We start from the raw sequence: 26,314 nt of genomic DNA, 5'->3' as shown, positions 1-26,314 counted from the left end.
GGAACCCTACAGGCTGGGACGGATAACGGTGAAACCGACTGGCGCTTATACGCTGGACCCCGTGACTCCTGAGCAGCTTTCCACCGCGGTCGTCGATGTCCTCACCGCGCTCGTCGATGAGGGTGCGATCACCCTTCCCGACGGCGTTCCGAGCACTGTCACGGTGGAGCGACCCAGGCAGAAGGGCCACGGCGACTACGCCACCAACGTGGCGCTGCAGCTGGCCAAGAAGGCGGGCACCAACCCCCGCCAGCTCGGCGAGCAGATCGCCGCGAAGCTCAAGGAGAGCGACGGCGTCGCCGACGTCGAGATCGCCGGTCCGGGCTTCCTCAACATCTCCGTCGAGGCCGGTGCCCAGGGCAAGCTGGCGGGCGAGATCGTCGCGGCCGGCAAGGCCTACGGCAACAACGACTCCTTCAAGGGTCACAACATCAACCTGGAGTTCGTCTCCGCCAACCCGACCGGCCCGCTGCACCTCGGTGGCGTCCGCTGGGCCGCGGTCGGCGACGCGCTGGGTCGTGTGCTGGAGGCGTCCGGCGCCGAGGTGACCCGGGAGTACTACTTCAACGACCACGGCGGCCAGATCGACAGGTTCGCCCGGAGCCTCCTGGCCTGGGCGCAGGGCAAGCCGGTCCCCGAGGACGGCTACGGCGGGGCCTACATCGAGGAGATCGCCAAGCAGGTCCTGGCCAAGGAGCCGAACGCGCTCGAGGCCGACGACCCGCAGGAGGTCTTCCGTGCGATCGGCGTGGAGCTGATGTTCGCCGAGATCAAGAAGAGCCTGCACGACTTCAACGTCGACTTCGACGTCTACTTCCACGAGGACAACCTCCACAAGTCCGGTGCCGTCGAGCGCGCCATCGAGAAGCTCCGCGAGCTCGGCAACGTCTACGAGAAGGACGGCGCGATCTGGCTCGCGACCGAGAAGTTCGGTGACGACAAGGACCGCGTCGTCATCAAGGCCGACGGCAACGGGGCCTACTTCTCCGGCGACCTCGCCTACTACCTCGACAAGCGCGAGCGTGGCTTCGACCGCTGCTTCATCATGCTGGGCGCCGACCACCACGGCTACGTCGGCCGGATGATGGCGATGTGCGCCGCCTTCGGCGACACGCCCCACGAGAACCTCGAGATCCTGATCGGCCAGATGGTCAACCTCCTCAAGGACGGCCAGCCGATGCGGATGTCGAAGCGTGCCGGCACCGTGGTCACCATCGACGACATCGTCGAGGCGATCGGGGTGGACGCCGCCCGTTACGCGCTGGCCCGCTACTCCAGCGACTCCAACATCGACATCGACCTGGACCTGTGGGCCAAGGCCGACAGCGCCAACCCGGTCTACTACGTGCAGTACGTCCACGCGCGCACCTGCCGGATGATGGCCAACGCCGCCGACCTCGGCATGGCGATCGACCTCGACACGTTCGACCCGTCGCTGCTCACCCACGCGCGCGAGGGCGAGCTGCTGCGCGCGCTGGCCGAGCTGCCCCGCGTGGTCGCGACCGCCGCCGAGCTGCGCGAGCCGCACCGGGTCGCCCGCTACCTGGAGGACACCGCCGGGATCTTCCACCGCTGGTACGACGATGACGACTGCCGGATGCTGCCCAAGGGCGACGAGCCGGTGGCTCCCGTCAACCTGGCCCGGCTGGCGCTCGTCTCGGCTGCCCGCACCGTCTTCGCCAACGGCCTCGGCCTGCTCGGCGTCTCCGCCCCGGAGCGGATGTGATGACGGCGCACGCATCGCCGGGCTCGTTCACCGGCACCTCCCCGGTCTGGCTGAAGACGCCGGACGACGTCAACGCCCTCGTGCCCGCGCTGTGGTCGGCGACGGCCGAGAAGACCGACGGTGTCCTCGCCGTCGGGGGTGTCGCGGTGCCCGACCTGGTCGCCAACATCAACACACCTGCGTACGTCCTGGACGAGGTCGACTTCCGCGAGCGCGCCCGCGCGTTCCGTGACGCCTTCACCGGCTACGACGTCTACTACGCCGGCAAGGCGTTCCTGTGCACCGAGGTCGCGCGCTGGGTGGCGCAGGAGGGGCTCTGCCTCGACGTCTGCTCCGACGGCGAGCTCTCGGTGGCGCTGCGGGCCGAGGTCGACCCGGCGAAGATCGGCTACCACGGCAACAACAAGACCCCGATGGAGCTGCGCCGGGCGATCGTCGCCGGTGTCGGGCGGATCATCGTCGACTCCTTCGTCGAGGTCGAGCGGGTCTCCGCGATCGCGGCCGAGACCGGCATCACCGCCCGCGTGATGGTGCGGGTGACCGCCGGGGTCGAGGCCCACACCCACGAGTACATCGCCACCGCCCACGAGGACCAGAAGTTCGGTTTCTCGATCTCGTCGGGCGACGCCTTCGAGGCCGTACGCCGCCTGCTGGCCGCCCCCAACGTCGAGCTGCGCGGGCTCCACTCCCACATCGGCTCCCAGATCTTCGACTCCTCGGGGTTCGAGGTGGCCGCGCGGCGCGTGCTGGCGCTGCAGGCGCGGATCCGCGACGAGCTCGGCACCGAGCTGCCCGAGATGGACCTCGGTGGTGGCTTCGGCATCGCCTACACCACCCAGGACGACCCCTCGACGCCCAAGGCCCTGGCCGAGGAGCTCACCGCGATCGTCGAGCACGAGTGCCGCGGCTTCGGTCTCGCGGTGCCGCACCTCTCGATCGAGCCCGGTCGGGCGATCGTCGGGCCGTCGATGTGCACCGTCTACACGGTCGGCACGGTCAAGGAGGTCGCCCTCGACGGCGGCGTCACCCGCACCTACGTGAGCGTCGACGGCGGGATGAGCGACAACATCCGCACCGCTCTCTACGACGCCGACTACTCCGCCACCCTGGCCGGGCGGGCCTCGTCCGCCGGACCCGTGCTCGGGCGCGTGGTCGGCAAGCACTGCGAGGCCGGCGACATCGTGGTCAAGCACGAGTTCCTGCCCGCCGACATCGCTCCCGGTGATCTGATCGCGGTCCCGGGCACCGGTGCGTACGGACGCTCGATGGCCTCCAACTACAACCACGCGCTGCGGCCCCCGGTCGTCGCGGTCCGCGACGGGGAGTCCCGGGTCATCGTCCGGCGCGAGACCGAGGCCGACCTGTTCGCCACCGACATGGGCTGAGCGGGCGCGAACCCCTCACCTCCGCAGCGCCCGAAGCACCGCCCGCCCACGCGGCGAGAGCCGGTAGCCGACAGGGAGGGACTCGGTGAGACCGAGCTCCTTGAGCCGCCGGATGTCGGCCTTGAACGGCTTCTTCTCGCGGCCGATCGAGGCAGCGATGGTCTCGGCCAGCTCGCCGGGCCGGGCCTCGATGAGCTCGAGGTGCTCCCTGGTCCACGGGCCGCGGCGGCTGCGGCGGTCCATGTCGGCCAGCCTCGCGACGAGCGCGTCGGTCTCCTTCTTGCCCGGGCGCCTCGCACGGAGAGCGACCCGCTCGTCCTCGCCGGCGAAGCGCATCTCGATCCGGTAGACCTCGCCGTCCTTGCGGGACAGGAACGCCAGCAGGTCCGAGAGCGTCGTGCCCGCCCGGCGGGCGTCGTCCTCGGTCAGCGAATCCGGGGACACCGGTGAGACGGACACGAACTCGACCACGCCCATCCGGGTGCGCTGGCGGCCGCCGGCGACGTGCATGGGCCGTTTCCAGCGGCGGAAGGCGAGGTCGACGTCGCCGGTGCGGATGCGTTCGAGGTCGGCGTTGGGGAACAGCACCCACCCATCAAACCGCGCAGAGCAGGAAATTCGGTTTCGCCTTCCCGAAATCCGGGGGTTCGTGAGCCTACGATGGTCCGCATGCCGAGGGGGGTCTACTCAGAAGGACCGCTCGCGGCGCCCTCCCAGGCGCCGCGAGCGTCCTTCGCCCGGCTCACCAAGGAACGGCGCGAGAGCGTGACCCGTGCGGCGCAGACGTTCGGCTGGCCGGTGGTGACCGGCAAGGCCGCTGCGCAGCGGCCGGTGCGGTGGGAGGTGCTGGGCCCGGACGTACGTGCCGAGCGCTGCGACCTCGTCGTCGACGGCACCTGCGACGGCATCCTGGTCGAGTACTGGCACGGCAAGGCGTCCCCCGGGAAGGGGCCGTGGCGCCCGGCCCGCTGGGTGGTGGTGCGGGTTCCCGCCCATCTGCCCAAGACGGCCGCGATGATCGGACTCTCGCCGGGCTCCGGCAACACCGGCACCGGCCGGGTGCCCACGCCGGTCTTCTTCCCGCCCGAGTTCCGTGCCAAGACCAACGTGACCACTCCCGACGGCGCAGTCATCGCGGCCGACGAGGAGCACGCCAGGTCGCTGTCCCGGTTCGCGAGCCACGTCGTCGACGAGCGCCTGTGGGTGGTGGCGCGCGAGGACGCGATCACCGTCACCACCGATGTCGAGCCCGACGTGGAGGAGCTGCTCCGGCGCGTACGCCTGGCGCGTGACGTCGCCGCCGTGCTCCGGCCGATCCCGGAGCTCTCCTGAGGTTCTCGGAAATCGCTTGACCTCAAGTCAACTTGAGCAGGTTGACTCGAGGCATGCGAGCGATCAGACAGCACGAGTTCGGTGGTCCGGAGGTCCTGCGCCTCGAGGAGGTGCCCGACCCGACCCCAGGTCCGGGACAGGTACGCATCAGGGTGGAGGCCGCCGGCGTCCACCGCCTCGACACCTCGATCAGAGCGGCCGACCTTCCGCCGACGATGCCGCGACCGGAGCTCCCGATGACGCCCGGCCGCGAGGTCGCCGGGGTGGTCGACGAGATCGGTGAGGGCGTCGACGAGGCCTGGCGGGGTGCGAAGGTCGTCGCCCACCTCGGCCCGGGAAGCAGCGGCGGCTACGCCGAGCTCGCCGTCGCCGACGAGAAGCAGCTCTACCGTCGTCCCGACGGCCTCGACTCGGCCACGGCGGTCGCCGCGATCGGCACCGGGCGCACCTCGGCCGCCGTGCTCGAGGCCGCCCAGATCACTCCCGACGACATTGTCGTGGTCACCTCGGCGGCGGGCGGCATGGGCGCGATCCTGCTCCAGGGCGTCCGCAACGCGGGCGCACGCGCGGTCGGGCTCGCGGGGTCGGAGGCCAAGCTCGAGATCGCCCGCGGCTTCGGCGCGCAGACGGCGATCGACTATCGCGCGGACGGCTGGCTCGAGCGCCTTCGAGCACAGGAGCCGCGCATCACGGTTCTTCTCGACGGGGTCGGAGGTGACGTACCCAGGCAGGTCTACGCCCACCTCGAGGACGACGGCCGGATGGTCCGGTTCTCCGGCGACCAGGACGGCTACGAGGGCGGCGCGAAGATCATCGACATCCTCGGTCCCTGGGTCCAGGGCCGGATCAAGGAGTTCGAGCAGGCCGCGCTCGAGGCCGCCGCGGACGGCACCCGCAGGCCCTACGTCGGCTCCGCCTTCCCGCTCGCCGAGGCCGCCGAGGCCCATCGTGCGCTCGAGGCCCGCGAGACCAGCGGCAAGGTCGTGCTCCTGACCTGACCCGGATCAGCGTGCGAGTGTCCGCACCTAGAGCGGAAGTCGGACCCTGGAGCCTGTCCCGGATACCCTTGGGCGCGTGAGCAGCAACAAGACGACCGCGCACGCCGTCGAACCCCTGGGCGTCGCCGTCCTCGGCTGCGGTGTGGTGGGGTCCCAGGTGGTCCGGCTCCTGCTCGAGGGCGATGCGGATCTCGCCGCCAGAGTGGGTGCGCCGCTGGAGCTCAGAGGCGTGGCCGTACGCCGCCTCGACGCTCCGCGCGACGTCGAGGTCCCCGCCGAGCTGCTGACGACGGACGCCCACGGCCTGGTCGCCCGCGACGACGTCGACCTCGTGGTCGAGGTGATCGGCGGCATCGAGCCGGCCCGCGGCCTCATCCTCAAGGCGCTGGAGAGCGGCGCGAGCGTCGTGACCGCCAACAAGGCGCTCCTCGCCGAGGACGGTCCGACGCTCTACGAGGCCGCCGAGAAGGCCGGCACCGACCTCTACTACGAGGCCGCCGTCGCCGGCGCCATCCCGATCCTCCGCCCGCTGCGCGACTCGCTCGTCGGCGACCACGTCACCAAGGTGATGGGCATCGTCAACGGCACCACCAACTACATCCTCGACAAGATGGACACCTACGGTGCCGGCTTCGAGGAGGCGCTCGCCGAGGCCCAGGACCTGGGCTACGCCGAGGCCGACCCGACCGCCGACGTCGAGGGTTTCGACGCCGCCGCCAAGGCCGCCATCCTGGCGAGCCTCGCCTTCCACACCCGGGTCACCGCCAGCGACGTCTACCGCGAGGGCATCACCGAGGTGACCGCCGGCGACGTCGCCTCCGCCAAGGCCATGGGCAGCGTCGTCAAGCTGCTCGCGATCGCCGAGCTCGACGACGACGACGTCTCGGTCCGGGTCCACCCGGTGATGATCCCGCGCAGCCACGCGCTGGCGACCGTACGCGGCGCCTACAACGCCGTCTTCGTCGAGTCCGCCTCCGCGGGTGACCTGATGTTCTACGGCCAGGGCGCGGGCGGCGAGCCGACCGCGAGCGCGGTCCTGGGCGACCTGGTCACGATCGCCCGCAACAAGGCCCTCGGCGCCCGTGGCTTCGGTGAGTCCGCCTACGCCGCCCGAGCGGTGCGCCCGATGGGCGAGACCGTCACCCGCTACCACGTCAGCCTCGACGTGGCCGACAAGGCCGGCGTGCTCGCCGCCGTCGCGACCGCCTTCTCCGAGCACGGCGTCTCGATCAAGGCCGTCCGCCAGGAAGGCAGGGGAGAGGACGCCCAGCTCGTCGTCGTCTCCCACGAGGCCCCCGATGCCGCGCTCGCGGCGACCGTGCAGCACCTGCGCGAGATGGAGTACGTCCGCGACGTCGCCTCGGTGATGCGCGTAGAAGGAGCAGTCTGATGACCACAAGCCAATGGCGTGGCGTGATCGAGGAGTATCGCACCCTCCTCGACATCCCCCAGGACACCCCGGCGGTGACGCTCGGCGAGGGCGGCACCCCGCTGGTCCACTCCGAGTGGCTCTCCGGCGCCACCAAGGGTGAGGTGTGGCTGAAGGTCGAGGGCCAGAACCCGACCGGCTCGTTCAAGGACCGCGGCATGACCGCGGCCATCTCCGTCGCCGTCCACGAGGGCGCCAAGGCCGTGGTCTGCGCCTCGACCGGCAACACCTCCGCATCGATGGCCGCCTACGCCGCCAAGGCCGGGATCACCCCGGTCGTGCTCGTCCCCAACGGCAAGATCAGCGCGGCCAAGATGGCCCAGGCGCTGGTCCACGGCGCCGAGGTGGTCAAGGTGCGCGGCAACTTCGACGACTGCCTCAAGCTCTCCCGTGCGCTCGCCGACAGCTACCCGGTCGCGCTGGTCAACTCCGTCAACCCGGTCCGCCTCGAGGGCCAGAAGACGGCGGCCTTCGAGGTCGTCGACCGTCTCGGCGACGCCCCCGACTACCACCTCATGCCGATCGGCAACGCCGGCAACCTCTCCGCCTACTGGCTCGGCTACGAGCAGTACGCAGCGGCCGGCCACGCCACCAGGACCCCGGTCATGCGCGCCTTCCAGGCCGAGGGTGCGGCGCCGCTCGTGCTCGGGCACCCGGTCGAGCACCCGGAGACCAAGGCGACCGCGATCCGCATCGGCAACCCGGCCTCGTGGCAGCTCGCCGAGGCCGCCGCCGCCAAGTCCGGTGGCCGCTTCCGGGCGCTCTCCGACGAGCAGATCCTCTCCGCCCAGGCCCAGCTGGCCCGCAACGACGGCGTCTTCGTCGAGCCCGCCTCGGCGGCCGGTGTCGCCGGGCTGCTCGCCGACCTCGAGCTGGGGGAGACGTACGCCGGGGCCACCACGGTCATCACCGTCACCGGTCACGGGCTCAAGGACACCGCCACCGCCCTGGAGTTCTTCGGCGAGATCCCCGAGATCGTCATCGACGCCGACCTCGAGGCCGCCGCGGCCGCAGCAGGGCTCGCGTAGCACCGATGACGTTCGTAGAAGGCCCGGTGACCGTCACCGTCCCGGCCACCTCCGCCAACCTCGGCCCCGGCTACGACTCCCTCGGCCTCGCGCTCGACCTGCGTGACGAGCTCACCGCCGAGGTCGTGCCGGGCGGAGCGCTGGAGGTCACCGTCGAGGGTGCCGGCGAGGGCACGGTCCCGCTCGACGAGTCCCACCTGGTCGTACGCTCCATGCGGGCCGCCTTCGACATCATCGGCAAGCAGCCGGCGGGTCTCCGGCTCCACTGTCACAACCGGATCCCGCACGCGCGCGGGCTGGGCTCGTCCTCGGCCGCGATCATCGGCGGTCTCGTGCTCGCTCGAGCCCTCGTCGCCGGTGGGGAGCTCATCCTCGACGACGAGACGCTCTTCCAGAAGGCCGCCGAGATCGAGGGGCACCCCGACAACGTCGCGCCCGCCTTCCACGGTGGCTTCACCATCGCCGGTGAGGACGACGGGTTCTTCGCGGTCCGCACCGCCGTCGACCCCCGGGTCAGCGTCGTGGTCTTCGTCCCGGCGACCGGGGTCGAGACCAAGGCCGCCCGCGGCCTGCTGCCCGAGACGGTCCCGCACTCCGACGCGGCGGCCGACGCCGGGCGTACGGCGCTCCTGGTCGCGGCGCTCAGCGACGCACCCGAGCACCTGCATCGCGCCACCCGCGACTTCCTCCACCAGGAGTACCGCCGCCCCGCCATGCCGGAGTCGCTCGCCCTGGTCGACGAGCTGCGCGCCGACGGCGTCGCGGCCATCGTCTCGGGCGCCGGGCCGACGGTCCTGGCGTTCAGCAGCGGGGTGGAGTCGGCCGAGACGACCAAGCTCGCCGCCCGCTGTCCGGCGGGCTGGGCCTGTCATGCGCTGAGCGTCGACATGGACGGCGTACGCATCCTCTGACCGGGGTTTCGGGCCCCTGCTGTGGGGGCCGCCATGCGTGTTAGCCTGGATCCACATCCGTCGGGCCGTTCAGGTCTACGGGTGTGCTATCCCCCTTTCGTGCCGTGCCACTTCGGTTGGCACGCATCGGCGCGTCAGGGGTTCTGACAAGACGAGCCGTCGGCGTCGTACGCCGATCGGCGATACGTGGGAAAGGACTCACGTGACTGAGACCATGGAATCCACCGCGCCGGAGCCGAACGCCGCCCCGAAGAAGCGCGGTGGCCTTGGCGGAATGCTCCTCGCCGACCTCAAGGCGATGGCGAACGGCATGGGCATCAGCGGGGCCAACTCGATGAAGAAGGCCCAGCTGATCGACGCGATCAAGGCTGCTCAGAGCAGCCGCGCCCAGTCGGCGCCCGCCCCGGCGGAGAAGGCCGAGAAGCCGGCCGCCGAGAAGCCCGCGGACAAGCCCGCGGAGAAGCCGGCCGACACGGCCGAGAAGCCCGCGGAGAAGTCCGCCGAGGCTGCCGACGCCGGCAACGAGGGTGCCCAGCGCCCGCGCCGCCAGCGCAACCAGAACAAGAGTGCCGGCCAGGCCCAGGGCGGCCAGTCCGGCCAGGGCGGTCAGTCCGGCCAGGGTGGTCAGTCCGGTCAGGGCGGCCAGGGCGCTCAGCCCGCCGCCGGTGGCCAGAACAAGGGCCCGGCCAAGGCCGGCCAGCCCGCCGCCGAGAAGAAGAACGAGGACGCCCCGAAGGACAGGCCGTCCGAGTCGGCCGACGACGCGGACGACGACCAGGGTGAGGGCGGCAGCCGCCGCAACCGTCGCCGCCGTGGTCGCGACCGCGACCGCAACCGCCCGGGACGCGGCGAGCCGGACACGACCATCCTCGAGGACGACGTGCTCGTGCCTGCGGCGGGCATCCTGGACGTACTCGACAACTACGCCTTCGTCCGCACCTCCGGCTACCTGCCCGGACCCGACGACGTCTACCTCTCCCTGTCGCTGGTCAAGCGCCTCGGCCTGCGCCGTGGTGACGCGATCGTCGGCCAGGTGCGCCAGCCCCGCGAGGGCGAGCGCAAGGAGAAGTACAACCCGATGGTGCGCATCGACTCCGTCAACGGTGCCGACCCCGAGGTCGCCAAGCACCGCGTGGAGTTCGACAAGCTCGCCCCGGTCCACCCCGACCAGCGGCTGCGCCTCGAGGGTGGCGCCGACCCGGTCACCGGCCGGGTCATCGACCTGGTCGCGCCGATCGGCAAGGGCCAGCGTGGCCTGATCGCCTCCCCGTCGAAGGCCGGCAAGACCACCGTCCTGCACGCCATCGCCGGCGCGGTCACCGCCAACAACCCCGAGTGCCACCTGATGGTGGTGCTCGTCGACGAGCGCCCCGAGGAGGTCACCGACTTCGAGCGCAGCGTCAAGGGTGAGGTCATCGCCTCCACCTTCGACCGGCAGCCCGCCGACCACACCGTGGTCGCCGAGCTGGCCATCGAGCGGGCCAAGCGTCTGGTCGAGCTCGGCCACGACGTGGTCGTGCTGCTCGACGGGCTGACCCGTCTGGGCAAGGCCTACAACCTCTCCGTCCCCGCCTCGGGCCGGATCCTCGGTGGCGGCGTGGACTCCGCGGCGCTCTACCCGACCAAGCGGTTCTTCGGCGCGGCCCGCAACGTCGAGGACGGCGGCTCGCTGACCATCCTCGCCACGGCCGCGGTCGACACCGGTTCGAAGACCGACGAGATCATCTTCGAGGCGTTCAAGGACACCGCCAACTCCGAGCTGCGGCTGAGCGAGGACTACGCCGAGGCCGGGATCTTCCCCGCCGTCGACGTCAACGCCTCGGGCACCCGCCGCGACGACCTGCTCTTCGCCGGTGGCGAGGGCGACGCGGTGCGCAAGCTGCGTGCCTCGCTGGCCACGCTCGACGGAGCCAAGGCGGCGTCGGTCCTGGCCGAGAAGGTCGCCGGGTCGGCCACCAACATGGTGCTGCTCAACGAGGTCGTCAAGAACTGAGACGACGGGAGCGTTCTGGGGCCGCCGGGAATTATTGGCGGCCCCAGGCGTTCACATACACTGAATCCTCGGTGCCGGTTCACGTCCCGCAACCTGCGGCGGCGACCCGGAACCCCATGTCTTGAGAGGAACCTCATGAAGTCCGACATCCACCCGACGTACGTCGAGACCCAGGTCACCTGCACCTGCGGCAACTCGTTCACCACCCGCAGCACCGTGGCCGAGGGCGCCATCCGCGCCGACGTCTGCTCCAACTGCCACCCGTTCTACACGGGCAAGCAGAAGATCCTCGACACCGGCGGTCGCGTGGCTCGCTTCGAGGCTCGCTTCGGCAAGCGCAACAAGTAGCTGCTTCCCAGCGCCGGCCCCTGCATTCGCAGGTGGCCGGCGCTGGCGTGTTTGGAGGGTTTCACAGGCGTACGAAGCGAGGCGGAGATGTCACAGTTTGAAGCAGTCGAAGGGCTGATCGAGGAGCACGAGGGGCTGGAGAAGCGGCTCGCCGAGCCCGAGACCCATGCCGACGCGCGCCTGGCCAAGAAGCTCAACCAGCGGTACGCCGAGCTCAGCTCGATCATCGACGCCTACCGCTCCTGGCAGCAGCTGGGGGACGACATCGAGGCCGCCCGCGAGCTGGCGGGTGAGGACCCGGCGTTCGCCGAGGAGGCCGAGGCGCTGGTGCCGCAGCGTGAGGCGGCCGAGGAGCGGCTGCGTCGCCTGCTCGTGCCTCGCGACCCGACCGACGACAAGGACGCCATCCTCGAGGTGAAGTCCGGGGAGGGCGGCGAGGAGTCGGCGCTCTTCGCCGGCGACCTGCTGCGGATGTACACCCGCTACGCCGAGCGTCAGGGCTGGAAGCTCGAGTTCCTCGACGCCACCGAGTCCGACCTCGGCGGCTACAAGTCGGTCACCGTCGCGGTGAAGGCGAAGGGCAACCCCGAGCCCGGCCGCGCCCCCTACGCGCTGCTCAAGTTCGAGGGCGGCGTGCACCGGGTCCAGCGGGTTCCGGTCACCGAGTCGCAGGGACGGGTGCACACCTCGGCCGCCGGCGTGCTGGTGGTCCCCGAGGCCGAGCCCGTCGACGTCGAGATCAACGACAACGACCTCCGCATCGACGTCTACCGCTCCTCGGGCCCCGGCGGCCAGTCGGTCAACACCACCGACTCGGCGGTCCGGATCACCCACATCCCCACCGGCATCGTCGTCTCGATGCAGAACGAGAAGTCGCAGCTGCAGAACAAGGAGCAGGCGATGCGCGTGCTGCGCTCGCGCCTGCTCCAGGCCGCGCAGGACGCCGCCGACGCGGAAGCCTCCGACGCACGTCGCTCCCAGGTGCGCACCGTCGACCGTTCCGAGCGCATCCGGACGTACAACTTCCCGGAGAACCGCATCTCCGACCACCGCACCGGCTACAAGTCCTACAACCTCGACCAGGTCCTCGACGGTGACCTGGAGCCGGTCATCGGCAGCGCGGTCGACGCCGACCTCGCCGCCCGCCTGGCCTCGCTCGACTCCTGAGACCGAAACGCCGAAGGTCGCAGTCACCAGGCGGTGACTGCGACCTTCGTGCGCGTGGTGCGGGCCGTGCTCAGGCGTTGGCCTTCTTCTTGAAGCCGATCACGAAGCCGGCCGCCTCGGCCGAGGCCTCGCTGTCGAACCAGACCTCGGCCTGGGTCCGCTTGAAGGCGGTGCTGGCGGAGGTGTGGTAGCGCTTCGCGCCGTCCTTGCGGATGTTGCCCTTCACGACGTACGCCGGGTGCGGGCTGGAGCCGTCCTCGAGCGGGTCGGCGCTACCGGTGCCGTAGCTGCTCGCCGGCGGCAGCGGCTGCTCGGTCTCGGCGGCCGCGGCCTTCTTCCCGCGGTCGTAGAAGTCGCTGCTCGCCCCGACGAACCCGGCCGCCTCGGCCGACTCCACGGTGTCGAAGTAGACAGCCGCCTTCGTACGTCCGTAGTAGGGACTCGCCGTCGTGTGGTACTTCTTCCCGCTGCTGCCCTTGATCGTGTACGCAGCATCCGAGCTGCTTCCGTCGGCAGCAGGCAGCACGGCGCCGGCGTAGGGAGCGCCCTTGGTCGCGGCGGGCGCCTCGGCGGCGGGAGCGGTCTCGGTGACCTCGGCGGTGGGAGCCGGGGTCTCGGCGTCGTCGACCGTCGGCTCGGCGGGCGCGTCAGCGGCAGCGGCGGCGGTGACGCTCTCGGCCTCGGCGACCACGGCAGCGGTGTCGGCCTCGGTGACCTCGGCCACCGGGGTCTCCGATGCCTCGGCGGCAGGAGCCTCGACCGGCTCCTCAGCGGCGGGCGTCTCGTCAGCCGTGGCCTCGGCCGCGGGAGCCTCGTCGGCGACCGTCTCGGTCACGGACGCCTCGGCGGGGACCGCGGCCGCGGCGACGGGAGCGCTGGTGGTCTCGGTCGCCGGGTTGTCCTTGTCTGCGCGGTGCGCGGCCTTGGCGTCCTTGCGGACCGGCCGTCCGAAGAAGAACCAGATCAGGAGGGCGAGGACGAGAATGAGTGCAAGCAGCAAGGGCCACTTCATGGGGTGATGTTTCCTTCCGGGGGAGAACTCGGGTGTGTTGGTGGGGCACCACAGCGCCCGACGAGGGTGGCGGCCATTCCCCGCGTCCCCCCATATGACCGGAAGAACCCTTGAGGCGCCCGAACGTTACCCTCAGCCGGGTAAAGCATGACTAACACATTCAGGAGCAGTTGCCCATGACCGCCCCGCGCACACTTCTGGCAAGTGCCCGAAAGCAGCTCGCAGAGGCCGGAGTCGACAGTCCCGACGCCGACGCGGCCATCCTGCTGGCCCATGTCCTCGACACCGACCGCAACCGTCTCTTCCTCGTCGACGACGTGGCGGAGCACCAGGAGAAGGCCTACGCCGACCTGCTCGCCCGCCGCGCGCACCGTGAGCCGCTGCAGCACCTGACCGGGGTGGCGTACTTCCGGCACGTCGAGCTCGCCGTCGGCCCCGGTGTGTTCGTTCCCCGGCCTGAGACCGAGCTGCTCGCCGGCTGGGCGATCGACCGGGCCACCGCGATCGACGCACCTGTCGTCGTCGACCTCTGCACCGGCTCGGGTGCGATCGCCAAGAGCATCGCCGACGAGGTCCCGGGCGCCGAGGTGCACGCGGTCGAGCTCTCCGAGGACGCCTATCCCTGGGCCGTACGCAACCTGACCGGCACCGGCGTGGACCTGCGCCAGGGCGACATGGCCGACGCGTTCGCCGACCTGGACGGCGGCGTCGACGTCCTCGTCTGCAACCCGCCCTACATCCCGCTCGAGGCCTGGGAGTCGGTCGCGCGCGAGGCGCGGGACCACGACCCCGACCTCGCCCTCTTCTCCGGACAGGACGGCCTGGACGCGATCCGGGTGCTGGAACGGCGGGCGGCCGAGCTGCTCAGGCCCGGGGGAGTGGTCGGCTTCGAGCACGCCGACGAGCAGGGCCCGGACGGCGCCGGCGGGGGTGCGCCGGCGGTGTTCAGCAGCACGGGGAGATGGAGCGACGTACGCGATCATCTCGATCTGGCAGGCCGTCCGCGCTTCACGACCGCGCAACTGGCAACATGAGCACTGTGACTGAGCGCTACCCGATCGCGACCGAGGACGAGCAGACCAAGGCGATAGATGCGGCTGCGGCCGCTCTTCAGGCCGGCGAGCTCGTGATCGTGCCGACCGACACGGTCTACGGCGTCGCCGCCGACGCGTTCGACAAGGGAGCGGTGGCCGGTCTGCTGGCCGCCAAGGGCCGGGGCCGTGCGATGCCGCCGCCGGTGCTGATCTCCAACGTCGCCACCCTCGACGCCCTCGCCACCCGGATCCCCGACTGGGCCCGCACCCTCGTCGAGGAGTTCTGGCCCGGGGCGCTGACGGTCGTCTTCCACCAGCAGCCGTCGCTGCAGTGGGATCTGGGCGAGGCCCGCCAGACGGTGGCCGTGCGCATCCCCGACTCCGACATCCTGCGCCGGATCATCGACCGGGTCGGCCCGCTGGCCACCAGCTCGGCCAACCGCACCACGATGCCGGCCGCCACCAACGCCGACCAGGCCGACGAGATGCTCGGCAAGATGGTCAGGGCGATCATCGACGGGGGCGAGTCGCCCGTCGGCGAGGCGTCCACGATCGTCTCCGCCACCGGTGACGAGCCGAAGGTCCTGCGAGAGGGTGCGATCAGCATCGACCGGATCAACGAGCTGCTGGCGAAGCACGACGTCGCCATCCGGCGTCCGGGCGACCCGGACCCGGCCGTGACCGACACCGACATGCCCGACACGCTCGACACGGACGCCGACGCAGAAGCCTGATGCGCGCCTACGTCCTCCTCTTCCTGGTCGCCGCCGTGGTGACCTACCTGCTCACCGTCGTCGCCCGCGAGTTCGCGATGCGCACGGGGGCCGTCGCGAAGGTCCGCGACCGTGACGTACATGCCGTGCCGATCCCCTACATGGGCGGCGTGGCGATGCTGGGTGGTCTGGTCGCGGCCTATCTGGTCGCCCGCGAGCTGCCGTTCCTGGCCGACGCGCCCGACTTCGTGCTGCAGGACACCGGCGTGGTGATCCTCGCCGGTGCGCTGATCTGCATCGTCGGTGTCGTCGACGACATCTTCGAGCTCGACGCCCTCACCAAGCTGGGCGGTCAGGTGCTGGCCACCGCGATCCTGGTGGGCTTCAACCTGCAATACACCTTCATCACCTTCCCCGACGGCACCCAGTTCGCCGTCGACCCGGCCCAGGGCGCGCTGCTCACCGGGCTGGTGGTGATCACCGTGGTCAACGCGGTCAACTTCATCGACGGCCTGGACGGCCTGGCGGCGGGCGTCGTCGGCATCGGCGCGCTCGCCTTCTTCCTGTTCTGCTACCAGTTCACCCGCATCAACGACATCGGCCGCGCGTCCACCGCCGCGCTGCTGAGCGTCGCGCTCGCCGGAGCGTGCGTCGGCTTCCTGATCCACAACTGGCACCCCGCGAGGCTCTTCATGGGCGACAGCGGCTCGATGCTGATCGGCCTCATCCTCGCCGCCAGCGCCGTCACGCTCTCCGGCTCCTACAGCGCCGGCGGCCTGAACGTGAACGCCTTCGACGCCTCCACCGCGCTCCTGGTGACCTTCCTGCCGCTGCTGCTACCCCTGACCATCCTGGTCGTCCCACTCGTCGACCTGGTCCTTGCCGTCGTACGCCGCACCCGCGCCGGGCGCTCCCCGTTCGCCGCCGACAAGAAGCACCTCCACCACCGCCTCCTGGAGATCGGCCACTCCCAGCGCCGTGCCGTGCTGATCATGTGGCTCTGGGCCGGCCTGATGTCCTTCGGATCGGTCTTCGTGACCCTCTACCGCGGCCCCGTCGTCATCACCGGCCTCGCCGTCGCCACCGCCCTCATCGTGCTGCTCACCTTCGTCCTCCCCAAGATTCGCGGCGAGCGCACCGACAAGCTCCTCGAGGTCCCCGAGGAGCTCACGCCGCTGGAGGAACAGCCCCACTAGCGGAGCCTTGATCGATCAATTAGGGAGCCCAAAGACGCTTGTGATAGTTTTCACGAGCGTTCGGGATACGCTCCTGAACACGTGAAATGCCCCCAGAGAGAACGGCCGCCGACGATGACGACCGCAACCAGCAAGTCCAAGGTGCTGCGAGGTTCTGCCGCAGTGTCCGCAGTTGCTGTGCTCGCGGCCCTCGCGGTGGCCTTTGTTCTTGCCGGGACCAATGGTCTGACCGGTGCTGCGATCGGTTCGATCGCCACCGTTGTCGTGCTGGCGATCGGCTCTTGGGCGATGTTCTGGATCGCGGCGAAGTCGCCCGCCCTGTCGCTGCCCGCCGCCGTCGGTGTCTTCACCCTGTCAGGCATGGTTCTCTTCGTCGTCCTGCTGGTTGTTTCGCAGACCGGGGGAGACGCTGTCGTACGTCCGGCAGCCTTCTCGGTCATGGCGCTCACGGTCGCATGGACAACCACGTTTGCGTTCCTGGTGCGACGCGAGCGGATCCCGCTCTTCGACCTGCCCGGGGCAGACTCGTGACCCGCCAGTAGTGCCTGATATCGTCCGGGCCGTCGGGGGCGGCCGCCGGGATGATGCCCGAGCCTTTGAAGCTCGCCACCCAGAATCGTAAGTTCGAACAAACAGGAGACAGCGTGAAGTCGCTTGCCGCCACCGTTATGGCGTCGGAGTCGGGGCCTCATATCCCGGGGCCCGCGGACTTCTTCCTTCCGCCGATCGTCGGGTCCGGCGACTGGGCCCTGACCAAGGTGAGTCTCCTGGTCCTGCTGTCCGTCGTGATCGTTCTCGGCTTCTTCTACGCGGCCTCTCGCAAGGCCGCGGTGGTTCCGAGCCGGCTGCAGTTCGCCGGTGAGTACGTCTACGGGATGGTCCGCAACTCCATCGCGCGCGACATCATCGGCTCCCACGACTACATGAGGTTCGTGCCGTACCTGTTCACGGTCTTCACCTTCATCCTGGTCAACAACTTCTACGGGATCATCCCGTTGATCCAGTTCCCGACGATGTCGCACATCGGCTTCACGGCGGCGCTGGCGGCCATCACCTGGCTGATCTACAACATCGTCGGCATCGCGAAGCACGGTTTCGTCGGCTACCTCAAGCTCCAGACCGTGCCTGGCGGCGTGAGCGGCCCGATCCTGCTCATGATGGTGCCGCTGGAGTTCCTCTCCAACATCATCGTGCGCCCGTTCACGCTGGCGATCCGTCTCTTCGCCACCATGTTCGCCGGTCACCTGTTGGTGGCGCTCTTCTCCATCGGCGGCGCCTGGCTGATCCTGCACTACGCTCCGGCATGGCAGGGTGTCGCGGCCGGCGTCTTCGCCTTCCTGCTCGGCATCTTCGTGTCCTTCCTGGACATGCTGATCATGTTCCTGCAGGCCTATGTCTTCACGCTGCTCTCGGCCATGTACATCGCCGGGGCGGTCGCTGACGAGCACTGAGTCTCGTCTGAATAGCCAACCCAAGTCGACGCACAACAACTGACGCAGATCGCGTCACAACCGGAAGGAAATCCCATGGAACTGTCGGGACAGCTCGGAATCATCGGCCTCGGCCTCTCCGCCATCGGCCCGGGTGTCGGTGTCGGTCTGATCTTCGCCGCGTACGTCGCCGGTGTTGCCCGTCAGCCGGAGGCCCAGAGCCGCCTGCAGGCGATCGCGATCCTCGGCTTCGCTCTGTGTGAGCAGTTCTTCATCATCTCCCTGGCTCTCGCCTTCGTCCTTCGCTGACGTAGGGAACTACTGAAGGTTCCGACATGATCCTTACCCAGGTAACCGCTGCGGAGACCGAGATCAACCCGTTGGTCCCGCACGTCCCGGAGATCATCCTCGGTGTCATCGTCATCGCCATCCTCTTCGTGGGAGTAGCGAAGTTCATCGTTCCGAACTTCGAGAAGGCGTACGCCGATCGAACCGCGGCGATCGAAGGTGGCATCGAGAACGCCAACGCCAAGCAGGCCGAGGCCGATGCCAAGCTCGCCCAGCTGGAGGCTCAGCTGGCCGATGCCCGTCACGAGGCTGCCCGCATCCGCGAGCAGGCCCGCGAGGAGGGCGCCGCGATCAAGGCCGAGCTCCGCGCTGAGGCGCAGGCCGAGGCCGAGCGCATCATCACCGCAGGCAAGGCGCAGATCGAGGCCGAGCGCCAGGCGGCTGCTGCATCGCTGAAGACCGAGGTCGGCTCGCTGGCCACCGGTCTCGCCGGTCGCATCGTCGGGGAGTCCCTCGACGACGACGAGCGTTCCAGCCGTGTGGTCGAGCGGTTCCTCGCCGACCTCGAGGCAGGGGTTCACTGATGGACTTCCGTGGAGCGTCGGCCGACGCAGTTGCCGCCCTGACCGAGGAGCTGAAGACCGCTGTCTCCGCCTCTCCCGAGGCGGCGGCGAAGGCGGCCGACTCCCTCTTCGAGGTCTCCCAGACCTTCCGCGCCGAAGCAGCTCTGCGCCGCTTCGTCACCGACGCATCGGTGCCGTCGGAGGCCAAGACCGGCCTCGTCGGTGAGCTCTTCGGCGGGAAGGTCGACGCGACGGCCCTCAGCGTGGTCCAGTCGGCGGTCAAGCACCGCTGGACGCACGCCGGTGACCTGAGCGACGCGGTCGAGCGACTGAGCGAGATCGCCGCGGTCCGCAGCGCCGGTGGTGAGGCCAAGCGCCTCGCCGACGAGCTGTTCGCGGTCCAGCAGGCCGTGCAGGAGACGCCGGAGCTGCGCGACGCGCTCTCCGACCCGGCTCGCACGACCGAGGACAAGGTCACGCTGGTCGACGATCTTCTCGGCGGCAAGGCGCTGGCAGCGACCGTCGCCCTGACCAAGCAGGCCCTGGCGGGCACCTACCGCACCGCCACGGTCGCGCTGGGTGAATACCAGAAGGTCGCCGCTGCGGTCGCGGGCGAAGGCACCGCGGTCGTCCGCGTGGCCGCTCCGCTCTCGGAGGCGGACACCACCCGCCTGGCTGCGGCCCTCGCGAAGAAGTACGGCCGCGAGGTCCACCTGAACATCGTGGTCGACCCGGCCATCGTCGGCGGCATCAAGGTCTCGATCGGTGACGACGTCATCGACGGCACCATCTCCAGCCGCCTCGACGGGGCGCAGCGAGCACTCGCCGGCTGATCCGGCATCACGGCCCAACTGGCCGTATGACCCCTGTGTGACACAGACTTCGACGTAAGAACGAGAGAGAAGGCAGAGATGACGGAGCTCACCATCCGTCCCGACGAGATCAGGGACGCGCTGGCAAAGTACGTCGCGGACTACAAGCCCGAGGCGGCGAAGACCGAGGAGGTCGGCACTGTCGCGCGGACCGCTGACGGCATCGCCCAGGTCTCGGGCCTGCCCTCGGCCATGGCGAACGAGCTCCTCGAGTTCGAGGACGGGACCCTCGGTCTCGCCCTGAACCTCGAGACCCGCGAGATCGGTGTCGTCATCCTGGGCGACTTCGACAAGATCGAGGAGGGCCAGTCGGTCCGACGTACGGGCGAGGTTCTCTCGGTCCCCGTCGGTGACGGCTACCTCGGCCGCGTCGTGGACCCGCTCGGCAACGCGATCGACGGCCTCGGCGACATCGAGACGGTCGGCCGCCGCGCCCTGGAGCTCCAGGCTCCGGGCGTGATGCAGCGCAAGTCGGTTCACGAGCCGCTCGCCACCGGCATCAAGGCGATCGACGCGATGACCCCGATCGGCCGTGGCCAGCGTCAGCTGATCATCGGTGACCGCGCGACCGGTAAGACCACGGTCGCCATCGACACGATCATCAACCAGAAGCAGAACTGGGACTCGGGCGACCCCGACAAGCAGGTTCGCTGCATCTACGTCGCGATCGGCCAGAAGGGCTCGACCATCGCCTCCGTGCGTGGCGCCCTCGAGGAGGCCGGCGCGCTGGAGTACACGACCATCGTGGCCGCTCCCGCGTCCGACTCCGCCGGCTTCAAGTACCTCGCCCCCTACACCGGCTCGGCCATCGGCCAGCACTGGATGTACGAGGGCAAGCACGTCCTGATCGTCTTCGACGACCTGACCAAGCAGGCCGAGGCCTACCGCGCCGTGTCGCTGCTGCTGCGCCGCCCGCCGGGCCGTGAGGCCTACCCGGGTGACGTCTTCTACCTGCACTCCCGTCTGCTGGAGCGCTGCGCGAAGCTCTCCGACGAGATGGGTGCCGGCTCGATGACCGGTCTGCCGATCATCGAGACGAAGGCCAACGACGTCTCGGCGTTCATCCCGACCAACGTCATCTCCATCACCGACGGTCAGATCTTCCTGCAGTCCGACCTGTTCGCGGCCAACCAGCGTCCGGCGATCGACGTCGGTGTCTCGGTCTCCCGCGTCGGTGGCGCGGCGATGACCAAGGCGCTCAAGGCCGTCACCGGCTCGCTCAAGGTCGACCTCGCGCAGTACCGCGCGATGGAGGCCTTCGCGATGTTCGCCTCCGACCTGGACGCGGCCTCGAAGCAGCAGCTGGCCCGTGGTCAGCGGCTGATGGCGCTGCTCAAGCAGCCGGCCTACTCGCCGTACCCGATCGACGAGATGACCGTCTCGCTGTGGCTCGGCACCACCGGTCGCCTGGACATCGTCCCGACCGAGGACGTGCTCAAGTTCGAGCAGGAGTTCCTCGACTACCTGCGTCGCTCCCACGAGGGCGTCCTGGCCGCGATCCGCGAGTCGCTGAAGTTCGACGACTCCACCGAGTCCGCGCTGAACGGTGCCTACGACAGCTTCCTCGACCAGTTCGAGACCTCGGAGGGCGCCTCGGTCAAGCCGGGTTCCGCCAAGGAAGAGGCCCTGGCTGACGAGGACGTCGAGCAGGAGCAGATCGTCAAGCAGAAGCGGGGCTGACCATGGCCGTGTCAGTGCGTGAACTCCGCGCGCGGATCAAGTCGACGGAGTCGATGAAGAAGATCACGCGCGCCATGGAGCTCATCGCTGCGTCCCGGATCATCAAGGCGCAGCAGCGGGCCAATGCGGCCGCGCCGTACGCCCGTGAGCTCACCCGCGCCGTCTCGGCGGTGGCGACCTACTCCAACGTGGACCACCCGCTGACCACCGAGCCGGAGGCGCCGACGCGCGCCGCCGTGCTGGTGGTCACCAGCGACCGTGGTCTGGCCGGCTCCTACTCCTCGAGCGTGCTCAAGGAGGCCGAGGGCCTGGTCGAGAAGCTCAAGGCCGAGGGCAAGGAGGTCGACCTCTACGTCACCGGACGTAAGGCCGAGGCCTTCTACAAGTTCCGCGGCCGTTCCGTGGCGCAGGCCTGGACCGGCTTCTCCGACCGTCCCGACTACGACGCTGCCAAGGAGATCGGCGAGAAGCTGATCGAGGTCTTCGTCGAGGGCACCGAGGCCGAGAAGGCCGCCGCTCCCGGCGTCGACGAGGTCCACGTGGTCTACACGCGGTTCATCACCATGATGACGCAGAAGCCCACCGCCGTACGTCTCCTGCCTCTGGAGGTCGTGGAGGGCACCGAGGCTCCGGCCGAGGGCGACGTCCTGCCGCTCTACGAGTTCGAGCCGTCGGCCGAGGCCGTGCTCGACTCGCTGCTCCCGCAGTACGTCGTGAGCCGGATCTGGTTCGCGCTGCTGCAGGCGGCCGCCTCCGAGCTGGCCCAGCGTCAGAAGGCGATGAAGTCGGCTACCGACAACGCCGACGAGCTCATCAAGAAGTTCACCCGGGTTGCCAACCAGGCTCGCCAGGCCGGCATCACCCAGGAGATCAGCGAGATCGTCGGTGGCGTGAACGCGCTGGCCGACGCCCAGGCTGCGAACGACTGAGAACCCACAGAAAGACTGACTAGAAAATGACCGCACAGGTTGACGAGAAGACCACGACGGGCCGCATCGCCCGCGTGATCGGCCCGGTCGTCGACGTGGAGTTCCCCGTCGACGCCATGCCGGAAATCTACAACAAGCTCGAGGTCGAGGTCACCGTCAACGGTGAGACCTCCGTCCTGCCGCTCGAGGTTGCCCAGCACATCGGTGACGGCATGGTCCGCGCGATCTCGCTGAAGCCGACCGACGGCGTCGTCCGCGGTGCCACCGTGTCCGACACCGGCGCTCCGATCACCGTGCCCGTGGGTGACGTCACCCTCGGCCACGTGTTCAACGCGACCGGTGACATCCTCGACGTCGACCCGTCCACGGTCGAGGTCAAGGAGCGCTGGGGCATCCACCGCAAGGCTCCGGCCTTCGACCAGCTCGAGTCCAAGACCCAGATGTTCGAGACGGGCATCAAGGTCATCGACCTCCTCACCCCCTACGTGACCGGTGGAAAGATCGGCCTCTTCGGTGGTGCGGGCGTCGGCAAGACCGTCCTCATCCAGGAGATGATCGCCCGAGTCGCCAAGAACCACGGTGGTGTCTCCGTGTTCGCCGGTGTCGGCGAGCGCACCCGTGAGGGCAACGACCTCATCCACGAGATGCAGGAGGCCGGCGTCTACGACAAGGTCGCCCTGACCTTCGGCCAGATGGACGAGCCGCCGGGCACGCGTCTGCGCGTGGCCCTCTCGGCGCTGACGATGGCGGAGTACTTCCGCGACGTCCAGGGCCAGGACGTGCTGCTGTTCATCGACAACATCTTCCGCTTCACCCAGGCGGGCTCCGAGGTCTCCACCCTGCTGGGCCGGATGCCGTCCGCGGTGGGCTACCAGCCCAACCTCGCCGACGAGATGGGTCTGCTCCAGGAGCGGATCACCTCGACGCGTGGTCACTCGATCACCTCGATGCAGGCGATCTACGTGCCGGCCGACGACTACACCGACCCGGCCCCGGCGACCACCTTCGCCCACCTCGACGCGACCACCGAGCTCTCCCGTGAGATCGCCTCGCTGGGTATCTACCCGGCGGTGGACCCGCTGACGTCGACGTCGCGAATCCTGGACCCGCAGTACATCGGCCAGGACCACTACGACTGCGCCGTCCGCGTCAAGCAGATCCTCCAGCGCAACAAGGAGCTGCAGGACATCATCGCGATCCTGGGTGTCGACGAGCTCTCCGAGGAAGACAAGATCATCGTCTCCCGCGCTCGCCGGATCCAGCGGTTCCTCTCGCAGAACACCTACGTTGCCAAGCAGTTCACCGGCATCGAGGGCTCGACGGTTCCGGTCAAGGACACCATCGAGGCGTTCAACAAGATCGCCGACGGTGAGTACGACCACGTCGCCGAGCAGGCGTTCTTCATGTGCGGTGGCCTCGACGACGTCGAGGCGAAGTGGGCCGAGATCCAGAAGAGCCTCTGATGACGGACGCACTTCAGGTGGAGCTCGTCGCTGCAGACCGCGTGGTCTGGAGCGGCGGGGCCACCATGGTCATCGCCCGAACGGTCGACGGTGACGTCGGCATCCTGCGCGGTCACGCGCCGGTGCTGTCGGCGCTCACCGAGGCGGTCGTGGAGATCACGCCGGAGGAGGGCACCGAGGTCATCGCGACCGTCGACGGTGGCTTCCTCTCGGTGGCCAACGACCGCGTCTCGATCCTGTCCGAGCACGTGCTGCTGGCCCACGAGATCGACCTCAACAAAGCGCAGGTCGAGCTCGAGGAGGCCCGTCGCCTGCTCGGCACCAACAACGACGCCGAGAAGCGCATCCGTCACGCCGAGGCGCGCATCCGCGCTGTCGAGAAGGCCTCCTAGGGAAGAGGGGCGATACCCGGATGGCATGGTGGGAGCTGCTCTTGGCCGTTGTGGCCGCATTGCTTCTGCTTGTCCTCGCCTATGGCATCGGGATCGCCGCTCGTCGCCGTCTGCTCGCTCGCAACGGCGGCGTCTTCGAGCTGAGCCACCGCGTCCGGGACACCAGTCCCGGGCGCGGTTGGGTCATCGGCATCGGCCGCTACTCCGGTGACGCACAGCTGGAGTGGTTCCGGATCTTCTCGCTCTCGCCCAAACCCAAACGGGTCTGGCGCCGCACCGAGATGGCCTACATCTCCAGCCGCTCTCCCGAAGGGCTCGAGGAGCTGGTCCTCTACCCCGAGAGCCTGATCGTGACCTGCGAGGTCAACGGCGAGCACATCGACCTGGCCATGGACCCGCAGACGCTGATCGGCTTCCAGGCGTGGCTCGAGTCGCGCCCGATGCGGTCCACCTGGACCGTCTTCTAGTCTTCTTCCTCCGGCCGTCCCTGGCCTGACACCGGGGTCGGCCCGTTTGCTTTCGGGGGCTTCCCTGATTGTCCGGAGGGCGTCTGCGGCGGATCGTTGAGGTATGTCCTCAACCGCTCCCATTCCGACCCCGCCCACCGCGCCCGCTTCGCCTGCTGGCGACGAGCTCCGCTGCACCGACGCCGATCGCGACCGCGTGATCGACCTGCTCAAGGCGTCCTACGCCGACGGCCGGCTCGACCAGTCCGAGTTCGACGTCCGGTTCGACCTGACCATGAAGGCGAAGACGTACGCCGCGCTGGAGCCGATCACCCGCGACCTGGTCGCGCAGCCCGCCCCGGTCCCCGCGCCGGCCAAGCCCGCCCGCGACCTGCTGCCCCCGCCGACCACCGAGGAGCGGCTGCTGGCCGCGCTCGCCCAGGCCACGACCTGGGTGCCGATCGTCGTCGGCCCGGCGATCCTCTACTACACCGTCGGCAAGCGCTCCGAGTTCGTGAAGCACCACGCCGCCGGTGCGCTGAACCTGCAGCTCACCCTGCTCGCCGTCACGATCGTGACGTTCGGGCTCGGTGGTGCGCTCTACGGGATCGCCTGGGTCCTGGCGACCGCCTTCGCCGTCGTCGCGCTCGCCGGCGCCCCGCTGCGCCAGCCGTGGGTGCTGCCGATCTTCGGTCGCGGCGGTCCCTACGAGAAGAAGCGCGACTGAGACCCGCACCTGGGCGCGGCCCGAGGGTCACTAGCCTTTACTCGTGACGCCTCTTCGCCGTGCCCAAGCCGGATCGGTGGTGGCGTTCGCCACCAACGGCCTGCTGTCCGCGACCTTCATCTCCCGCATCCCCGCACTGCGCGAGAGCCTCGGCCTGAACAACTCGGCCGTCGGCCTGATGCTGCTGGCGATGGGGATCGGGTCGGTCGCCGCGCTGCCGCTCGCCGGGGGCCTGGTGATGCGCTGGGGCGCCGCCCGGGTCGTGCGCCGCTGCGCAGCGCTCTGCGCCGCCGCCCTGTGCCTGGTGGCGGTCTCCGGCAGCTGGCTGGGGCAGGCGTGGCTGGTGGCACTGTTCCTGGTGGCGTACGGCGTCGGCTACGGCATCTGGGACGTCGCCATGAACGTCGAGGGGGCCGCGGTCGAGCGGTTCGGCGGCAAGACGCTGATGCCCCAGCTGCACGCGATGTGGAGCGTGGGCACCGTGCTCGGCGGGCTGCTGGGCATCGCTCTGGTCGGCACGCTGCCGACGGTGTGGCACGTCGCTGGGGTCGCTGCCGTCGCGCTGGCGGTCTGCTGGTGGGGGACCGCAGGGTTTCTCCCGGCCGAGCCGCCACCCGAGGGGCACTCGCCGCGGCGTGAGCTGCTGGCCGCCTGGCGCTCGCCCCACACGCTGCTGCTGGGCCTGATGGTGCTCGCCTTCGCCGCGGCCGAGGGAAGCGCCAACGACTGGGTCTCGCTGGCGATGATCGACGGCTACGACGTCAGTCACCGGGTCGGGGTGGCGTGCTACGCGGCGTTCGTCTTCTGCATGAGCCTGGCCCGGTTCGCCGGCGCGAAGGTGATCGACCGGGTCGGCCGACAGCCGGTCCTGATCACCTCGGCCGCGCTGGCCGGCGCCGGGATCGTGCTGACCGTCCTCGCCGGCTCGTTCGGGCTCGCGCTGGTCGGGATCGTCCTGTGGGGCTTCGGTGCGGCCCTGGGCTTCCCTCTGGGGATCAGCATCGCCGCCGACGACGAGACCCGCGCCGCTGCTCGCGTCTCGGTCGTCTCCACGCTGGCCTACGGCGCCTTCCTCGGCTTCCCGCCCATCCTGGGCGCCGTGGGGGACCAGATCGGCACCCTGAGGGCGCTCCTGGTCGTCGCCGTCCTGATGGTTCCCGCGGCGGCGTTGGCGGCGACGGTGGCGCGGCGGCGAGCGGTGTAACACGCTGTTCGTAGCACTATCCGGTCGTTCAGATAGGGCGAGTAGTGC

The 26,314-nt window shown here is 69.6% G+C and carries 27 protein-coding genes; 25 read left to right on the top strand and 2 right to left on the bottom strand.

All coding sequences use genetic code 11. The annotated features are described in order from the left end of the window. The first annotated feature begins 61 nt into the window (after positions 1-61). Together argS and lysA are read left to right on the top strand one after the other, a co-directional pair. Complete coding sequence (gene argS, locus ACWZJV_RS07480) at positions 62-1,726, top strand: arginine--tRNA ligase (protein WP_008362114.1); 1,665 nt, start codon at positions 62-64, stop codon at positions 1,724-1,726. Continuing rightward, a complete protein-coding gene (lysA, locus tag ACWZJV_RS07475) occupies positions 1,726-3,111 on the top strand; it encodes a diaminopimelate decarboxylase (RefSeq protein ID WP_457180838.1) in 1,386 nt (461 codons plus the stop codon). Before argS ends, lysA begins: the two co-directional genes overlap by 1 nt. A 15-nt stretch (positions 3,112-3,126) precedes the next feature. Here lysA and ACWZJV_RS07470 read toward each other — a convergent pair whose 3' ends face one another. Beyond that, on the bottom strand, positions 3,127-3,699 hold the full coding sequence (locus ACWZJV_RS07470) for a hypothetical protein (protein ID WP_457180836.1): 573 nt from the start codon (positions 3,697-3,699) through the stop codon (positions 3,127-3,129). 81 nt (positions 3,700-3,780) lie between these two features. Here ACWZJV_RS07470 and ACWZJV_RS07465 point away from each other — a divergent pair, with 81 nt between their 5' ends. The 8 genes from ACWZJV_RS07465 (at position 3,781) to prfA (ending at position 12,317) form a co-directional block, all read left to right on the top strand. Next, a complete protein-coding gene (locus ACWZJV_RS07465) occupies positions 3,781-4,443 on the top strand; it encodes a hypothetical protein (protein WP_040756517.1) in 663 nt (220 codons plus the stop codon). Between the two features lie 53 nt (positions 4,444-4,496). Continuing rightward, complete coding sequence (locus ACWZJV_RS07460) at positions 4,497-5,441, top strand: alcohol dehydrogenase catalytic domain-containing protein (RefSeq protein ID WP_457180834.1); 945 nt, start codon at positions 4,497-4,499, stop codon at positions 5,439-5,441. Positions 5,442-5,517: 76 nt separating this feature from the next. Beyond that, positions 5,518-6,831 carry a homoserine dehydrogenase gene (locus ACWZJV_RS07455; protein ID WP_008362122.1) on the top strand — a complete coding sequence of 438 codons (1,314 nt, stop codon included), beginning with the start codon at positions 5,518-5,520 and terminating at the stop codon, positions 6,829-6,831. Beyond that, a complete protein-coding gene (gene thrC / locus ACWZJV_RS07450; RefSeq protein ID WP_008362124.1) occupies positions 6,831-7,898 on the top strand; it encodes a threonine synthase in 1,068 nt (355 codons plus the stop codon). Before ACWZJV_RS07455 ends, thrC begins: the two co-directional genes overlap by 1 nt. Before the next feature lie 5 nt (positions 7,899-7,903). Further along, the gene (gene thrB, locus ACWZJV_RS07445) at positions 7,904-8,809 is read left to right on the top strand and encodes a homoserine kinase (protein WP_457180831.1); all 906 of its coding nucleotides are present in this window, start codon (positions 7,904-7,906) and stop codon (positions 8,807-8,809) included. 202 nt (positions 8,810-9,011) lie between these two features. Further along, positions 9,012-10,802, top strand: a complete 1,791-nt coding sequence (gene rho, locus ACWZJV_RS07440) for a transcription termination factor Rho (protein ID WP_457180829.1) — start codon at positions 9,012-9,014, stop codon at positions 10,800-10,802. A gap of 135 nt (positions 10,803-10,937) precedes the next feature. Further along, positions 10,938-11,150: a 50S ribosomal protein L31 gene (gene rpmE / locus ACWZJV_RS07435; protein WP_008362128.1), complete on the top strand. Its 213-nt coding sequence runs from the start codon at positions 10,938-10,940 to the stop codon at positions 11,148-11,150. An 87-nt stretch (positions 11,151-11,237) separates the two neighbouring features. Then, positions 11,238-12,317 carry a peptide chain release factor 1 gene (prfA, locus tag ACWZJV_RS07430; protein ID WP_008362129.1) on the top strand — a complete coding sequence of 360 codons (1,080 nt, stop codon included), beginning with the start codon at positions 11,238-11,240 and terminating at the stop codon, positions 12,315-12,317. Positions 12,318-12,387: 70 nt separating this feature from the next. On the opposite strand, the gene ACWZJV_RS07425 is transcribed toward prfA, so the two are convergent. Then, positions 12,388-13,317 (bottom strand): sunset domain-containing protein, encoded by a 930-nt coding sequence (locus ACWZJV_RS07425; protein ID WP_457180826.1) that lies wholly within the window; start codon positions 13,315-13,317, stop codon positions 12,388-12,390. Positions 13,318-13,505: 188 nt separating this feature from the next. Here ACWZJV_RS07425 and prmC point away from each other — a divergent pair, with 188 nt between their 5' ends. From prmC to ACWZJV_RS07350, 15 genes are all read left to right on the top strand, one after another. Beyond that, complete coding sequence (prmC, locus tag ACWZJV_RS07420; RefSeq protein WP_457180824.1) at positions 13,506-14,363, top strand: peptide chain release factor N(5)-glutamine methyltransferase; 858 nt, start codon at positions 13,506-13,508, stop codon at positions 14,361-14,363. Then, complete coding sequence (locus tag ACWZJV_RS07415) at positions 14,360-15,097, top strand: L-threonylcarbamoyladenylate synthase (RefSeq protein ID WP_457180822.1); 738 nt, start codon at positions 14,360-14,362, stop codon at positions 15,095-15,097. The genes prmC and ACWZJV_RS07415 overlap by 4 nt, the downstream gene beginning before the upstream one ends. Next, positions 15,097-16,272 carry a glycosyltransferase family 4 protein gene (locus tag ACWZJV_RS07410; RefSeq protein ID WP_457180820.1) on the top strand — a complete coding sequence of 392 codons (1,176 nt, stop codon included), beginning with the start codon at positions 15,097-15,099 and terminating at the stop codon, positions 16,270-16,272. The genes ACWZJV_RS07415 and ACWZJV_RS07410 overlap by 1 nt, the downstream gene beginning before the upstream one ends. Positions 16,273-16,386: 114 nt before the next feature. After that, a complete protein-coding gene (locus ACWZJV_RS07405; RefSeq protein ID WP_457180818.1) occupies positions 16,387-16,803 on the top strand; it encodes a hypothetical protein in 417 nt (138 codons plus the stop codon). 113 nt (positions 16,804-16,916) lie between these two features. After that, entirely contained in the window at positions 16,917-17,723 is an 807-nt protein-coding gene (gene atpB / locus ACWZJV_RS07400; protein ID WP_457180816.1) for a F0F1 ATP synthase subunit A, read from the top strand. A gap of 75 nt (positions 17,724-17,798) precedes the next feature. Then, positions 17,799-18,011, top strand: coding sequence for an ATP synthase F0 subunit C (locus ACWZJV_RS07395; protein WP_141795487.1), 213 nt, complete (start codon positions 17,799-17,801; stop codon positions 18,009-18,011). Between the two features lie 26 nt (positions 18,012-18,037). Beyond that, positions 18,038-18,574, top strand: coding sequence for a F0F1 ATP synthase subunit B (locus ACWZJV_RS07390; protein ID WP_008362140.1), 537 nt, complete (start codon positions 18,038-18,040; stop codon positions 18,572-18,574). Beyond that, positions 18,574-19,386, top strand: coding sequence for a F0F1 ATP synthase subunit delta (locus tag ACWZJV_RS07385; RefSeq protein WP_008362141.1), 813 nt, complete (start codon positions 18,574-18,576; stop codon positions 19,384-19,386). Before ACWZJV_RS07390 ends, ACWZJV_RS07385 begins: the two co-directional genes overlap by 1 nt. 78 nt (positions 19,387-19,464) lie before the next feature. Beyond that, positions 19,465-21,105: a F0F1 ATP synthase subunit alpha gene (gene atpA / locus ACWZJV_RS07380; RefSeq protein ID WP_457180813.1), complete on the top strand. Its 1,641-nt coding sequence runs from the start codon at positions 19,465-19,467 to the stop codon at positions 21,103-21,105. A gap of 2 nt (positions 21,106-21,107) precedes the next feature. Then, a complete protein-coding gene (locus ACWZJV_RS07375) occupies positions 21,108-22,034 on the top strand; it encodes a F0F1 ATP synthase subunit gamma (protein WP_040756539.1) in 927 nt (308 codons plus the stop codon). Positions 22,035-22,060: 26 nt separating this feature from the next. Beyond that, the gene (gene atpD / locus ACWZJV_RS07370) at positions 22,061-23,497 is read left to right on the top strand and encodes a F0F1 ATP synthase subunit beta (RefSeq protein ID WP_008362144.1); all 1,437 of its coding nucleotides are present in this window, start codon (positions 22,061-22,063) and stop codon (positions 23,495-23,497) included. Then, complete coding sequence (locus tag ACWZJV_RS07365; RefSeq protein WP_008362146.1) at positions 23,497-23,889, top strand: F0F1 ATP synthase subunit epsilon; 393 nt, start codon at positions 23,497-23,499, stop codon at positions 23,887-23,889. The genes atpD and ACWZJV_RS07365 overlap by 1 nt, the downstream gene beginning before the upstream one ends. A gap of 50 nt (positions 23,890-23,939) precedes the next feature. Continuing rightward, a complete protein-coding gene (locus ACWZJV_RS07360; protein ID WP_307785736.1) occupies positions 23,940-24,356 on the top strand; it encodes a DUF2550 domain-containing protein in 417 nt (138 codons plus the stop codon). Between the two features lie 103 nt (positions 24,357-24,459). After that, positions 24,460-25,062 carry a DUF1707 domain-containing protein gene (locus ACWZJV_RS07355; RefSeq protein ID WP_457180810.1) on the top strand — a complete coding sequence of 201 codons (603 nt, stop codon included), beginning with the start codon at positions 24,460-24,462 and terminating at the stop codon, positions 25,060-25,062. 43 nt (positions 25,063-25,105) lie between these two features. After that, positions 25,106-26,266 (top strand): MFS transporter, encoded by a 1,161-nt coding sequence (locus tag ACWZJV_RS07350; protein ID WP_457180808.1) that lies wholly within the window; start codon positions 25,106-25,108, stop codon positions 26,264-26,266. Positions 26,267-26,314 lie beyond the last annotated feature (48 nt).

The sequence above is a fragment of the Nocardioides sp. WG-D5 genome (genome assembly GCF_054031175.1).
This window is presented reverse-complemented; position numbering and strand designations above follow the sequence as displayed.